Consider the following 13193-nt stretch of genomic DNA (forward strand, 5'->3'; position numbering starts at 1 on the left):
ATCTAGACTGTTGTCCATGCCCAGTACCACCGCTCAGGAACTCGCAAGCGCCGTCATTGATTCCCTGGCCCCGCACGTCACCGATGTGGTGCTGTGCCCCGGTTCCCGCAATTCCCCCCTGGCGCTGGAGGTGCTCTCCAGGTCGTATCTCAGGGTGCAGGTGCGCATTGATGAGCGAAGCGCGGCGTTTCTCGCCCTCGGAATCTCCAGGGTCCAGCGCCGCCCGGTCGTGGTGATCATGACCTCGGGTACCGCGGTGGCCAATTGCATTCCCGCGATGACTGAGGCCGCATACGCCCATGTCCCGCTGATCGTTCTCTCCGCCGACCGGCCGGGCCACCTGGTGGGCACAGGTGCCAGCCAGACCATCGCACAGATCGGCATTTTCGGTGCCGTGGCGCCGACGGTGCAGGTCAACAGCATCGCCGAGGTGCCCGCGATCACCGCGGAACTGCAGGCGGGGGCGTCGCAAAGCCCGCGGCACATCAACGTCGCCTTTGACACCCCGCTGCTTGGGGAGGAGCTTCCCGGGCTGCACGGTGAGAACCGTCAGGTCAGCTGGCCGCACCGCTGGGTTGACCACGGCACGATCGCCATCGATCTCTCGGAGAACACCCTCGTCGTAGCGGGCGACGAGGCATGGGAGGTGGAGGGGCTGGAGGACGTGCCGACGATCGCCGAGCCGACCGCACCGGTACCGTTCCGCCCCGTCCACCCCCTGGCCGCGGAGATTCTGCTCAAGGAGCAGGTCTCGGCCGAGGGCTACGTGATCAACACCCGGCCCGACCACGTGGTGGTCGTCGGCCACCCCACGCTGCACCGCGGGGTGATCTCCCTGATCACCGACCGGAATATCCGCCTCAGTGTCCTGTCCCGGACCGGTACCGTCACCGATCCCGGACGCCACGCAGACCAGGTGGGCACGGATGTCCGGGTCAGCGGGGAGCAGGACACGCAGTGGTTGAAGATCTGTGCCGCCGCGTCCGACCTCGCCGCCGAGGGCGTGCGCACGGTGCTGGAGAAACAGGAGCACGGGTTCACCGGCCTGCACGTGGCCGCGGCTGTCGCCGACACTCTGGGTACAGGTGACACCGTCTTCGCGGCGGCATCCAACCCGATCAGGGATCTCGGTGTCGTCGGCCTCCCCTTCGACGGAGTGGACGTCTTCTCACCGCGCGGAACCGCGGGCATCGACGGTTCGGTGTCCCAGGCCATCGGGACCGCCCTTGCCGTCCAGGCCCGTCACCCCGGGGAGATCAGGGCGCCCCGGACCGTCGCCCTGCTCGGTGACCTCGCCTTTCTCCACGACATCGGCGGGCTGCTCATCGGCCCGGACGAACCTCACCCGGAGAACCTGGCCATCGTGGTGGCCAACGACAACGGCGGGGGCATCTTCGAACTCCTGGAAACCGGCGCGCCGGGTCTGCGCCCAAGCTTCGAGCGCGCCTTCGGCACCCCGCATGACGCATCCATCGCGCGGCTGTGTGCCGGATACGGGGTGGAACACCGCGTGGTGGACAACCTCCGGGACCTCATCGTGGCGCTGGTGGAGGCCGTCGAGGTCTCCGGATTCATCGTCATCGAGGCACGCACGGGTCGGGACACCCGCCGTGCCCTCCAGCGAGATCTGATGTCGCAGGTGCGGTAGATGCTCAGGCACAGGATCATCAGACGCGCCCGGCAGCTGGTCATAGCCATGTACGCCATCGCGCTGCTCGGTTGCGCGGCCCTGGTGATCGGACCCTATCTCAACGACCGTTCAATTGAGTCGAATCAGGGCAGGGCCCTGGCGCAGGTGGTCAATGTCGGCAGCTACCGCACCACCGTGGACTTTCAGGACGACAACGGGATCTACCATTCGCCCGCGACCGGGCTGCTCTATCCCACCGGACTGGGTGAGGGGCAGAAGGTGTGGGTCAACTACGCCATCGATGATCCGGATCTCGTGAAGGTCGAGGGCCGCGAGTGGACCCTGTCCGTGGTCCCCGCGCTCAGCGTGGCGGCTGTTGCAAGCGCCATCGCGGGACTATTATGGTTCGCTGTCGGATTGATTGCCGGGAAGTCACGCAATCCGGAAGTGTTTTAATGGGACGTTAATATCATTGAGTTGAAGAGTTAACCAGAGTTCTCATTAAGGTCATGTGAGGTTCATCGCCTGGACGGTGTGATGTGGAGATAATGGAACCCATGCGGGTAGCAATCGTTGCAGAGTCCTTCCTCCCCAATGTCAATGGGGTCACCAATTCGGTTCTCCGTGTCCTGGAGCACCTGAAAGCAAACGGACACGAGGCGATGGTGATCGCGCCGGGGGCGCGGGAGTTCGAGGAGGAGATCGGCTCCTATCTCGGATTCGAGATCGTCCGTGTGCCCACCGTGCGCGTCCCCCTGATTGATTCGCTGCCCATCGGCGTCCCCCTTCCCTCCGTGACCTCTGTCCTGCGCGCGTACAACCCCGATATCATCCACCTCGCTTCGCCCTTCGTTCTCGGCGGGGCGGGTGCCTTCGCCGCCCGCCAGCTGAGGATCCCCGCGATCGCGATCTACCAGACCGATGTGGCTGGGTTCTCGCAGCGCTACCACCTCGCGCCCCTGGCCGCAGCGAGCTGGGAGTGGATCAGAACGGTTCACAACGTCTGTCAGCGCACCCTGGCGCCCTCCTCGATGAGCATCGGTGAGCTCAGGGAGCACGGTGTCCATGACATCTACCACTGGGCCCGCGGTGTGGACGCGGTCCGGTTCCATCCCTCGAAGCGTTCCCGTTTCCTCAGGCGGAGCTGGGACCGCAGCGGGAGGAAGAAGATCGTCGGTTTCGTCGGGCGTCTGGCCTCCGAGAAGGGGGTGGAGCGTCTGATCAGCCTCTCCGGACGCTCCGATATCCAGCTGGTGATCGTCGGGGACGGCCCCGAGGCCAAGTACCTGCAGGAGAAGATGCCCGATGCGATCTTCACCGGAGCTCTCGGCGGGGAGGAGCTCGCCCGGACCTATGCGTCCTTCGATCTCTTCGTCCATCCGGGGGAGTTCGAGACCTTCTGCCAGACCATCCAGGAGGCACAGGCTTCCGGGGTACCCACCATCGGCCCCCGCGCCGGAGGGCCCATCGATCTGATCGAGGACGGCGTCAACGGACTGCTCCTGGACGTAGTCGGTTTCGGCGAGAGCCTTCCCGTCGCCGCCGAATGGATCCTGGATGACTCCCGGCACGGACGACTGCGGAAGGCCGCCCGGGAAGGCGTGCAGGAGAAGACCTGGGATGCGCTCTGTGGCCAACTCCACCGCCACTACCTCGAGGTCATCGAGCAGTCCCACCGTGTGCCGCTGACCTACTTCGGTCCCAGCCCCGAGGCTGCGAAAATGCCCAAATGGGCGGCCCGGGCGCTCGGGGTCAGGGTGGACGCCTTCTCCGGCATCGAGGTCTAACCCTGCACGGGTACACGGCCGTGGCGGTGGCATAGACTATCGACTGTGGCTAAGGCATCCCTGGACAAAGATCCCTTCGACGTGGCATCAATGTTCGATGACGTCGGGGACAAGTACGATCTGACCAATACGGTCCTCTCCTTCGGGCAGGACCGGATGTGGCGCAGACGCACCCGCGAAAGACTCAACCTCAAACCCGGCGAGAAGGTTCTCGATCTCGCCGCGGGCACCGCGGTGTCCACCGTCGAGATGGCGAAATCCGGAGCATGGTGCGTCGCCTGCGACTTCTCCCAGGGCATGCTGGCCGCGGGAAGGCGACGCCCGGTTCCCAAGGTTGTCGGTGATGCCATGCGGCTTCCCTTCGCCGACGGGACCTTCGATGCCGTGACCATCTCCTACGGGCTGCGCAACATCCACGACCACCGCGCCGGGTTGCGGGAGATGGCCAGGGTGACAAAGCCGGGGGGCCGGCTGACCGTGGCGGAGTTCTCCACACCGGTGGTTCCAGTTTTCGGCACCGTGTACAAGGAGTACCTGATGCGTCTTCTCCCTACCGTCGCACGCGCCGTGTCCTCCAACCCCGAGGCCTACGTCTACCTCGCGGAATCGATCCGCGCCTGGCCCGACCAGGAGGAGCTGGCGGAGCAGATCAACGCCAACGGCTGGTCCGACTGCGGTTGGCAGAACCTCACCCTCGGGATCGTAGCGCTGCACTCTGCGGTCAAACCCGCCGCGTAGTTTCACCTCAGCGGACGGTCGAGTCCCACAGAGGTGTTCCCCGTCTCGCCGCCGCGACCACGGCTCCCGCACCCCGCCACAGCCTGGCCATGATATCGCCGTCCTCCTCGGTGATGAGGTTGCCCATCAACCGGGCGGCCGCGGGCATGAGCAGCTGGGCCAGTGGACCGCGGAAGCCGATCGGCCCGACCAGCGGAAGGAAGGTGGGGTAGGTCAGCGCCCGCGCCGCGGTCCGGGCGAGCAGGAAGGCCTCACCGTAGTTCTCCCTGAGCACATGGGGCCAGAGCAGGGTGAAGTCACGGCCAGGACCCCCGGAGATCAGGGACACCGCAAGCTCGGCGGTCTCCAAGCCGTAGTCGATGCCCTCGCCGTTGAGTGGGTTGACGCAGGCGGCGGAATCACCGATCAGCATCCAGTTGGGGCCGGCGACATTGGACACCGCACCCCCCATCGGTAACAGGGCGGAGGCCACATCCCGTTCCGTTCCCAGCCTCCACTGTGGGCGCTGCTGGGAGGCATAGAAGGTAAGGAGCTTCTTCGTGTTTATCTGGGCTGGCCTGGAATCGGTGGACAGAGCGCCGCAGCCGAGGTTCACGGTGCCATCGCCGAGTGGGAAGATCCATCCGTATCCGGGCTGCACGACACCGGATTCGTCTCGGAGCTCGAGGTGGGAGTGGATCCAGTCCTCCCCGGAGTACGGGGTGGGGCAGTAGGAGCGCGCTGCGATGCCGTAGACCTCCCCTCGGTGCCAGATCCTACCGAGCTTCCTTCCGAACACCGAGCGCACCCCGTCGGCGACGATGACATGGCCGGCCCGGACGGTGCGGCGTCTTCCCGCGTGGTTGACCACCACCGACTCCAGGCGCGATCCGGAGAACCGTGGAGTGTCAGCAGTGGCGGACTCCCACACCGTCACGGCGCCGAACTCCCCGGCCGTGCGCAGGATCAGGTTGTCCAGGCTCGCCCTGGTCATGGCCGAACCCACGTTGCCGAAGGCGGAATCGGGCCATGGCGCCTCAACGGAACCGCCGAAACCATGGAGTTTGAGGCCCCGGTTTGAGTAGGCGCGCGTGATCTCCTCCGCCAGCCCGAGCTTCTCCAGCTGGTGGACGGCGCGGGGTGTCAGCCCGTCCCCGCAGGTCTTGTCCCGGGGGAAGGACTGGGCGTCGATAAGAAGGACCTCGAGTCCGGCCCGCGCCGCGTGAATCGCGGCGGCCGATCCGGATGGTCCCGCACCGACGATGAGCACATCGGTTGAGACCCCGTCGTCGCCGGCGGGAAGTGGGACGGGTTTCTGGGAAGGCGTGGACACGGACACCATTGTCGCAGGGGACGGCCCCCAAGGACCACCCTGGGGTGCTTGATGTGGCGTTCGTGGACTACGGTTAGACAGAAAAGCTTTCACGTCCAAGGAGCTGGAATCGCCGGAGGCGCCATTGAAACCCGACCGGGCCGAGGGTGCACACCGCGCAGATGACCAGACACGATCACCAAAGGTTGCGATGAATGAGTAACGGCCGAACCGTTCCAACCCGTTCCCACGGGCTTGAACAGACTGGTGCAGCTGGACATGGTGCACCGCAGGTCGAACTTGGTGATCCCGAGCTGACCGCCAGGATCGACGAGGCCATGGCGAAGGTGGAGGAACTGCTCGGCGAGGAACTGAGCAGCGGCGCGGACTTTCTCGTGGACAAGGTCACGCATCTGACCAGGGCCGGTGGCAAGCGCTTCCGGCCGATGTTCGCGCTTCTGGCCTCCGAGTACGGTTCCCGGCCCCTGTCCGGCGATGTCATCCGAGCGGCCACGGTCGTGGAGATCACGCATCTGGCCACGCTCTACCACGATGATGTGATGGATGAGGCGACCATGCGGCGCGGGGTGCCCAGTGCCAATGCGCGCTGGGGTAACTCGGTGGCTATTCTCGCGGGCGACATTCTTCTCGCCAGGGCCTCAAAGGTGATGAGCGAACTCGGCACCGAGACCGTGGCCCATTTCGCCGAGACGTTCGGGGAGCTGGTGACCGGACAGATGCGGGAGACGGTCGGCCCACAGGGCGGTGACCCCATCCAGCACTACATGGACGTGATCAGGGAGAAGACCGGTGTTCTCATCGCATCGGCGGGATTCCTCGGTGCCACCCACGGCGGTGCCACCACCGATCAGATCCGGGCACTGCAGCGCTTCGGTTCAGCCATCGGGATGATATTCCAGATCGTCGATGACATGATCGATATCTTTTCCGACTCCCGGGAATCCGGGAAGACCCCCGGTACGGATCTGCGTGAGGGGGTGTTCACGCTTCCCGTGCTCTATGCGATGCGCGAGGACAACGAGATCGGGCGGGAACTGCGGGGCATACTCACCGGCCCCATCGAGGACGACGCCACCGTCGAACACGTCCTGGACCTGCTGGCCAGGTCCGGAGGCCGGGAGAAGGCACTCGCCGATGTCCACCACTACATGGACCTCGCCGAGGAGGAACTCGCCCGTCTTCCGGAGAACTCCGTCACCGAGGCGCTGCGCAACCTCGCTGCGTACACGGTACGTCGGGTGGGCTAGAAAACCGGATCTGAGCTGCCGATTTGCGCGATGATCGGATGCTCATAGTAGAGTGTGTATCGCACCCGAGCGGTGCTTGCCGGATTGCCCGAGCGGCCAATGGGAGCGGACTGTAAATCCGTCGGCTTTTGCCTACGCAGGTTCGAATCCTGCATCCGGCACAACATACCCGCTGAACCCCTTTCATGGGGGGTCAGCGGGTTTTTAGGTTTTCGTCCCGGCGGGGTCCGCCCATCGACGCCCTGAGGGCGCCCGGAACTGCCCCCGGGAGCGGGGGACCGGGTGCGCGGACCTGCGGCCGCGGAGCCCTTCGGGGACCTTCTGCGGTCTGAAACCACCGGTTTACGTGCGGATTTGTGTAGCACACCATGATCGGGTTAATCTTCTTAAGGCTTCAACGGAGCGGCCAAGGGAAAACCCACGGCATCACTCCGGAGGATGCTTCGCCCCCTTAGCTCAGTCGGTAGAGCGTTTCCATGGTAAGGAAAAGGTCAACAGTTCGATTCTGTTAGGGGGCTCTGTTGTTTTTCACCTGCGGCACCCAACCGGTTCATCGTGGGCGATGAACAGCATCTTGGCGGTGTAGCTCAGTGGTAGAGCAAGCGACTCATAATCGCTGTGTCGCGAGTTCAATTCTCGCCATCGCTACTGCGGATTGTTCCCGGGGGAACCGGGAACGGTGCCTGTGAGGGTGCTTTTCGCAAAACTATGGGCCAATCAACCACTTGCACGCCGTTTTCTGTGGAAGCGGACGTCGTCTGGTAGAGTTGTCCGTGCTACAAGTGATTGTGGCCTATAGGGGCGTAGCTCAATTGGCAGAGCAACGGTCTCCAAAACCGTAGGTTGCAGGTTCAAGTCCTGTCGCCCCTGCAAAGTTTTTCAACCCGAGGAGTGTTGTGAGCGACGATCAATCCACTGGACCAAGCGGAGCTTCACGTCCCACGGGCAAGCGTCAGCTCTCCGGGGTATCCACAACCTCCACGGCCGGCTACGAGGCCAAGGTCGCCGGTTCGACGCGTGCCACGAACGAGGATGACACCAAGTTCGGCGGCGGAACCCTCTCATTCCTGCCCGAGGTCGTCAGCGAGATCCGCAAGGTGATCTGGCCCACAGCAAAGCAGATGGTCATCTACACCGTCGTCGTCATCGTCTTCCTGATCATCCTCACGGCACTGGTTTCGGGAGTGGACTTCCTCGCAGGGCTCGGAGTTGAGAAGATCCTCACCCCTTAGGCTAAGATGATCTGGTCAGGTTTTCATCCCGCTGGTTCCGCAAGGAGCCGGCGGGATAATTTTTACCCCATCGCCTGAATCGACATCCGCCCCCGGCGGCCGGATGTGAGGCGTGCGTCCGGGCAGTAGCATGGACGGGAAGAGGACGATCACCACGGTGACCGCCATCCACGCCGCGGCGCCGCATGCACCATCGTGCCGGTGGGTATGGAGTTACAACACTAGAGGTTTGGAGAACACGGACAATGAGCGAAGAGAACACCGACGGGTTCGCCGTCGAGGAGCAGCCGATTCAGGAAGCGGACCTGGAGATCGCAGAGACCGGGGACGCCGATCTCGTCGAGCCGACCGAGGAGACCGCCGAGGACGTGGTCGAGCTCGCAGAGGCAGTGGACGCAGAGCAGGCGGCGGACACCGTGGACGCAGCGGACTCGGGGGATGGAGTCGATGACGCCCCGGAGGTCACCGATCTCGCACAGGCGGCCGCCGCACTCGGTGACACCGAGGAGGATGACGCCGATGCCGAGTACCGCGCCCGGCTGCGCCAGTTCACCCGAGATCTCAAGAAGCAGCCCGGGGCCTGGTACATCATCCAGTGCTATTCCGGTTATGAGAACAAGGTCAAGGCCAACCTGGACATGCGCGCGCAGACCCTCGAGGTCGAGGATGACATCTACGATGTCGTCGTGCCGATCGAGCAGGTCACCGAGATCCGTGACGGCAAGCGCAAGCTGATCAAGCGCAAGCTGCTGCCGGGCTACGTCCTCGTGCGCATGGACATGAATGATCGCGTTTGGTCCGTGGTGCGCGACACCCCCGGTGTGACCAGCTTCGTGGGCAACGAGGGAAATGCGACCCCGGTCAAGCACCGCGATGTGGCGAAGTTCCTCATGCCGCAGGAGCAGGCGGTCACCACCGGCGAGGCCGCCGCGGTGAACTCCGATGGTGAGCAGGTCGTGGCCATGCCCTCCGACACCGCCGCGCCCAAGCTCTCCGTGGACTTCCAGGTCGGCGAGGCCGTCACCATCCTCACCGGTGCCTTCGCGTCGGTATCCGCGACGATCTCCTCGATCGATGTGGACAACCAGAAGCTCGAGGCGCTGGTGTCCATCTTCGGGCGTGAGACCCCGGTCGACCTGAAGTTCGATCAGGTGGAGAAGGTCAGCTAAACCGGAACACCGTGTTTCGTGGAGCCCCGTCGGATCCAGGCTTTGGATCGGCGGGGCTCCATTGTGTAGAGTTGATATCCGCGTGTTTTTCCAACGCGCATTCATACATTCATCCCCGGTGGCCCGGTTACACGAAGACCCAATGAAAGTTGTTGGCAGTGGGACCGAGCATCCGGACGGTGCGGTGCGGGGTTTCATCGTCTCCACCACCACCGGTAACAAGGAAGCAGGGCAAACGATGGCTCCCAAGAAGAAGGTCTCCGGCCTTATCAAGCTCCAGATCCAGGCCGGACAGGCCAACCCGGCACCGCCGGTCGGTCCCGCACTGGGCGCCCATGGTGTCAACATCATGGAATTCTGCAAGGCCTACAATGCCGCAACCGAGAACCAGCGCGGCAATGTGATCCCTGTCGAGATCACGGTCTATGAGGACCGTTCCTTCACTTTCAAGCTGAAGACCCCGCCCGCCGCGAAGCTGCTGCTCAAGGCTGCCGGCCTGCAGAAGGGTTCCGGGGTTCCGCACACCCAGAAGGTGGGCAAGGTCACCATCGCCCAGGTCCGCGAGATCGCCGAGACCAAGAAGGAAGACCTCAACGCACGCGACATCGACGCCGCTGCGAAGATCATCGCCGGTACCGCCCGTTCCATGGGCATCACCGTCGAGGGCTAGTTTTTAACCACCGTGGCAGGGCCAGCTCCGGCCCGCACCACAAATTCCTAGAAGGGGAATTTCCAATGAGCAAGAAGTCAAAGGCATACCGCGAAGCGGTGGCCAAGGTCGATTCGACCCGCGAGTACAGCCCGATCGAGGCCGCTGCGCTGGTCAAGGAGACCGCAACCAAGAACTATGACGCCTCCGTGGATGTTGCCATCCGCCTCGGCGTCGACCCCCGCAAGGCAGACCAGCTGGTCCGCGGCACCGTCTCCCTGCCCAACGGCACCGGTAAGACCGTCCGCGTCGCCGTCTTCGCCGCCGGCGAGAAGGCATCCGAGGCTGAGGCCGCGGGAGCCGATTTCGTGGGCACCGACGAGCTCGTCGAGCGTATCCAGGGCGGATGGACCGACTTCGACGTCGCCATCGCCACCCCGGATCAGATGGCCAAGATCGGCCGTATCGCGCGCGTGCTCGGCCCCCGTGGACTGATGCCGAACCCGAAGACCGGTACCGTGACCAACGATGTGGCCAAGGCCATCGAAGAGGTCAAGGGTGGCAAGATCTCCTTCCGCGTGGACAAGGCTTCGAACCTGCACGCCTCGATCGGCAAGGCATCCTTCGATGCCAAGGCCCTGGCTGAGAACTACGGAGCTCTCCTCGACGAGCTCCTGCGTCTGAAGCCCTCCTCCTCCAAGGGTATCTACCTGAAGAAGATCACCCTGTCCTCCACCACGGGCCCCGGCATCCCGGTTGATGCCCACGTGGTGAAGAACTACGCAGAGCAGGTCTAAACACACGGGCTATACCCGTCCGGTTCTCCCCCTCCCGCAGAGTCACTGTGCGGGGCGGGGGAGTTTCGCTATTGTGGCGCCCATGCAGGACTCCTATGCCCCGCCCCGCACAGTGACTCTGCGGGAGGGGGAGAACCGGACGGGTATAGCCCACCACCGCCGACGGTGGCGTCGTCAGGCGTCGGCACGTCCGCACCGACCTGCGGCTTGCTCCCGAGGGTGCGCCAAGCGGGGGATATGCCACCATCGATGGTGCTCTGCCGCGGAATCCCACCGGTGCCGCGGTCTCCGGGAGACGCGCAGCGACGGCGGTGAGGATGTGACCGTGCGTTACGGTTCCTCATGAGCAGGCGTGCGGCAATCGTCGGGTCCGGGCCCAACGGCCTGACCGCCGCGGCCCTCCTCGCCCGTGCGGGGTGGGAGGTCGACGTCTATGAACAGGCCGATGTGCCCGGCGGTGCCGGACGATCGTCGGATGTGCTCGGCCCTGGAACCATTGTCGATCTCGGGGCGGCGGGACATCCCTTCGGTATCGCCAGTCCCGCCTTCCGTGAGCTGGACCTCGCAGCGCACGGACTGGAGTGGAGGCATTCGCGCTATCCCATGGCGCACCCACTGGACAACGGTGAGGTGGCGCTGCTGCACAGGGGTGTCGGGGACACCGCGCGGGGGTTGGGCGGTGATGGACGGGCGTGGCGTCTGCTGCATGCGGACCTGACCCGGCAGGTGGATCTCCACCTTGACAACCTCCTCGGACCGGTTCTCCGCGTTCCGCCGCACCCGCTGGCCCTGCTCGCCTTCGGACCACGGGCGCTTCCCCCTGCCCGCGCCCTGGCCACCGCGGCGTTCCGGGGCGAGCGGGCACGGGTGCTGTTCACCGGCAGCGCCGTGCACGCGATGGCCGCCCCGTCCACGCCGATGACCTCCGCCTTCGGCCTGCTCTTCGGCGCCCTCGGCATGAGCAGGGGATGGCCGGTCGCAGCGGGTGGCACGCGGTCCGTTGTCGCCGCGCTGGAGGGGGCGCTCACCGCCCACGGTGGCCGCATCCACACCGGGCACGAGGTCGGTGATCTGCGGGAACTCTCCGGTGCCGACGCCGTGATCGTCAACATGACCCCACGCCAGGTACTGGGGCTCGGTGGCCTGGATGCGGTACCGCGGAGCATGTGGTCCTGGCGCTATGGCCCCGGCGCCCACAAACTCGACATCCTGCTTGACGGCCCGGTGCCCTGGGACAACCCCGCGGTCTCGGATGCCACCACCGTCCACGTCTGTGGAAGCACCGCGGAGATCGACACCGCGGAGCGGCAGGCGGTGGCGGGGACGGTACCGGAGCGTCCCTTCGTGCTCCTGTGCCAGCAGCAGGTGGCCGATCCCTCGCGTTCGGCGGATCCGCGGGAGCACGTGGTGTGGGCCTATGCGCACGTGCCGGCCGGCTCGGCGGATCCCCGGGTCAGGGATCGAATCATTGCGCAGATCGAGCGTTTCGCCCCCGGTTTCACCTCGCGGATCATCAGGGTGGTCGAGCACACCCCGCGGGATCTGGAGAGGTGGGACCCCAACCTCGTCGGCGGGGACGTCGCCGGCGGTGCCACCACTGGGATCCAGGCGGTGCGGCGCATGCCGGTGCGCCTGGGCGGGAACCTCTACATGGCCTCCGCCTCGTCTGCGCCGGGGGGAGGGGTCCACGGGATGCCAGGGTACTGGGCGGCGCGGGCGGTGCTCCAGGACGCCGCGGGATGGGGAGGCCCGCGCCTTGGGCCACCTCGACGGAATCGGCTGCATTAGGGTGGGGGCATGAGTGAACACACTGTGCGGGCCTCCGCCCGGGTGGGCGTCGTGGTGCTCGCCGACATCTGGCGGCTGCAGCTCCAGGTCCAGGCGAGGGACAACCAGCAGGACCAGGCTTTTCGACGCCGCCAACGGGCGGTGGACACCGTCCGGCGGGTACTCGACGGAACCGGCGTCCATTCCTTCGACGAGGTGCTCCGGGATGACCTCCACCATGATGGCGCCGTGGTGGCAACCTGGTCGATATCGGTCTCCGGTGGGATCACCGAGCAGACGGTCGTCCGGGAGATCACTGCGCGCCTGGCCGCAGAGCCCGATGTCCTCATCAGCGGCCCCGAGTGGGAACTGGCAGTGGCATCCCGTCGTCAGGCCCGGCTGCGTGCACTCGGCGAGGCCGCGGAGAAGGCGCGGGAGGATGCGGAGGCCATGGTCACCGTCCTGAGGCGGCGGCTGGGTCAGCTGATCAGAGTCGAGTCCGGTGACGGCTCGCGCAATTCCCCGATGATGCTGCGGACCGCGGTGGCGGCTGGTGCCGGCGAGATGCCAGGGCGCACCCTCGAGCTCGAGCTTGAACCGCCTGAGATCGATATCGATGCGGAGGCGACCGTGACCTATGAGGTGGTGTAGCCGCGATTTGGTGTTCACCGGCCCTTCGCACTAAGGTGGTGTTTCGAAGTTTGAACAACCGGGTCCCGCATCCGGTTGAACTCAAGGTTCACCGAAGACCGTTGGTCATCCGCCTTCCGGCGGGTCGAAGGTTCCACATCAAATGGAACGGCCCACGCAGGAGACACTTGAACGCCTTGGATTCCCTTCAATGTGGAATGTGATGCGCCCTGTG

Annotated in this window: 12 protein-coding genes and 4 tRNA genes; 15 read left to right on the top strand and 1 reads right to left on the bottom strand. The window is 65.1% G+C overall.

The window, feature by feature from the left end:
• Nucleotides 1-16 precede the first annotated feature (16 nt).
• The 4 genes from menD to B7E02_RS04095 all read left to right on the top strand — a co-directional run bounded on the left by menD (nucleotide 17) and on the right by B7E02_RS04095 (nucleotide 4155).
• Complete coding sequence (gene menD / locus B7E02_RS04080; RefSeq protein WP_080793323.1) at nucleotides 17-1648, top strand: 2-succinyl-5-enolpyruvyl-6-hydroxy-3-cyclohexene-1-carboxylic-acid synthase; 1632 nt, start codon at nucleotides 17-19, stop codon at nucleotides 1646-1648.
• On the top strand, nucleotides 1649-2086 hold the full coding sequence (locus B7E02_RS04085) for a DUF3592 domain-containing protein (RefSeq protein WP_080793325.1): 438 nt from the start codon (nucleotides 1649-1651) through the stop codon (nucleotides 2084-2086).
• 101 nt (nucleotides 2087-2187) lie between these two features.
• Nucleotides 2188-3417, top strand: coding sequence for a glycosyltransferase family 4 protein (locus tag B7E02_RS04090; protein WP_080793327.1), 1230 nt, complete (start codon nucleotides 2188-2190; stop codon nucleotides 3415-3417).
• Nucleotides 3418-3462: 45 nt separating this feature from the next.
• The gene (locus B7E02_RS04095; RefSeq protein WP_080793329.1) at nucleotides 3463-4155 is read left to right on the top strand and encodes a demethylmenaquinone methyltransferase; all 693 of its coding nucleotides are present in this window, start codon (nucleotides 3463-3465) and stop codon (nucleotides 4153-4155) included.
• A 7-nt stretch (nucleotides 4156-4162) separates the two neighbouring features.
• On the opposite strand, the gene B7E02_RS04100 is transcribed toward B7E02_RS04095, so the two are convergent.
• Nucleotides 4163-5476 (bottom strand): geranylgeranyl reductase family protein, encoded by a 1314-nt coding sequence (locus B7E02_RS04100; protein ID WP_080793332.1) that lies wholly within the window; start codon nucleotides 5474-5476, stop codon nucleotides 4163-4165.
• Between the two features lie 185 nt (nucleotides 5477-5661).
• On the opposite strand from B7E02_RS04100, the gene B7E02_RS04105 reads away from it, so the two are divergent.
• From B7E02_RS04105 to B7E02_RS04155, 11 genes are all read left to right on the top strand, one after another.
• Nucleotides 5662-6714: a polyprenyl synthetase family protein gene (locus B7E02_RS04105; RefSeq protein WP_080793334.1), complete on the top strand. Its 1053-nt coding sequence runs from the start codon at nucleotides 5662-5664 to the stop codon at nucleotides 6712-6714.
• A gap of 78 nt (nucleotides 6715-6792) precedes the next feature.
• Nucleotides 6793-6875 (top strand) — tRNA-Tyr (locus tag B7E02_RS04110).
• A 284-nt stretch (nucleotides 6876-7159) separates the two neighbouring features.
• Nucleotides 7160-7232 (top strand) — tRNA-Thr (locus B7E02_RS04115).
• 58 nt (nucleotides 7233-7290) lie between these two features.
• Nucleotides 7291-7362 (top strand) — tRNA-Met (locus B7E02_RS04120).
• A gap of 149 nt (nucleotides 7363-7511) precedes the next feature.
• Nucleotides 7512-7584 (top strand) — tRNA-Trp (locus B7E02_RS04125).
• A 26-nt stretch (nucleotides 7585-7610) separates the two neighbouring features.
• The gene (gene secE, locus B7E02_RS04130; RefSeq protein ID WP_080793337.1) at nucleotides 7611-7946 is read left to right on the top strand and encodes a preprotein translocase subunit SecE; all 336 of its coding nucleotides are present in this window, start codon (nucleotides 7611-7613) and stop codon (nucleotides 7944-7946) included.
• A 245-nt stretch (nucleotides 7947-8191) separates the two neighbouring features.
• The gene (gene nusG, locus B7E02_RS04135) at nucleotides 8192-9115 is read left to right on the top strand and encodes a transcription termination/antitermination protein NusG (protein WP_080793341.1); all 924 of its coding nucleotides are present in this window, start codon (nucleotides 8192-8194) and stop codon (nucleotides 9113-9115) included.
• Between the two features lie 238 nt (nucleotides 9116-9353).
• Complete coding sequence (gene rplK / locus B7E02_RS04140; RefSeq protein ID WP_080794428.1) at nucleotides 9354-9785, top strand: 50S ribosomal protein L11; 432 nt, start codon at nucleotides 9354-9356, stop codon at nucleotides 9783-9785.
• Nucleotides 9786-9850: 65 nt separating this feature from the next.
• Nucleotides 9851-10561, top strand: a complete 711-nt coding sequence (rplA, locus tag B7E02_RS04145) for a 50S ribosomal protein L1 (protein ID WP_080793343.1) — start codon at nucleotides 9851-9853, stop codon at nucleotides 10559-10561.
• Between the two features lie 342 nt (nucleotides 10562-10903).
• Nucleotides 10904-12349, top strand: a complete 1446-nt coding sequence (locus B7E02_RS04150; RefSeq protein WP_080793345.1) for a phytoene desaturase family protein — start codon at nucleotides 10904-10906, stop codon at nucleotides 12347-12349.
• Between the two features lie 9 nt (nucleotides 12350-12358).
• Nucleotides 12359-12979, top strand: coding sequence for an SIMPL domain-containing protein (locus tag B7E02_RS04155; protein ID WP_080793347.1), 621 nt, complete (start codon nucleotides 12359-12361; stop codon nucleotides 12977-12979).
• Nucleotides 12980-13193: the final 214 nt, after the last annotated feature.

The sequence above is a fragment of the Corynebacterium pacaense genome, assembly GCF_900169525.1.
GTDB classification, from domain to species: Bacteria; Actinomycetota; Actinomycetes; order Mycobacteriales; family Mycobacteriaceae; genus Corynebacterium; species Corynebacterium pacaense.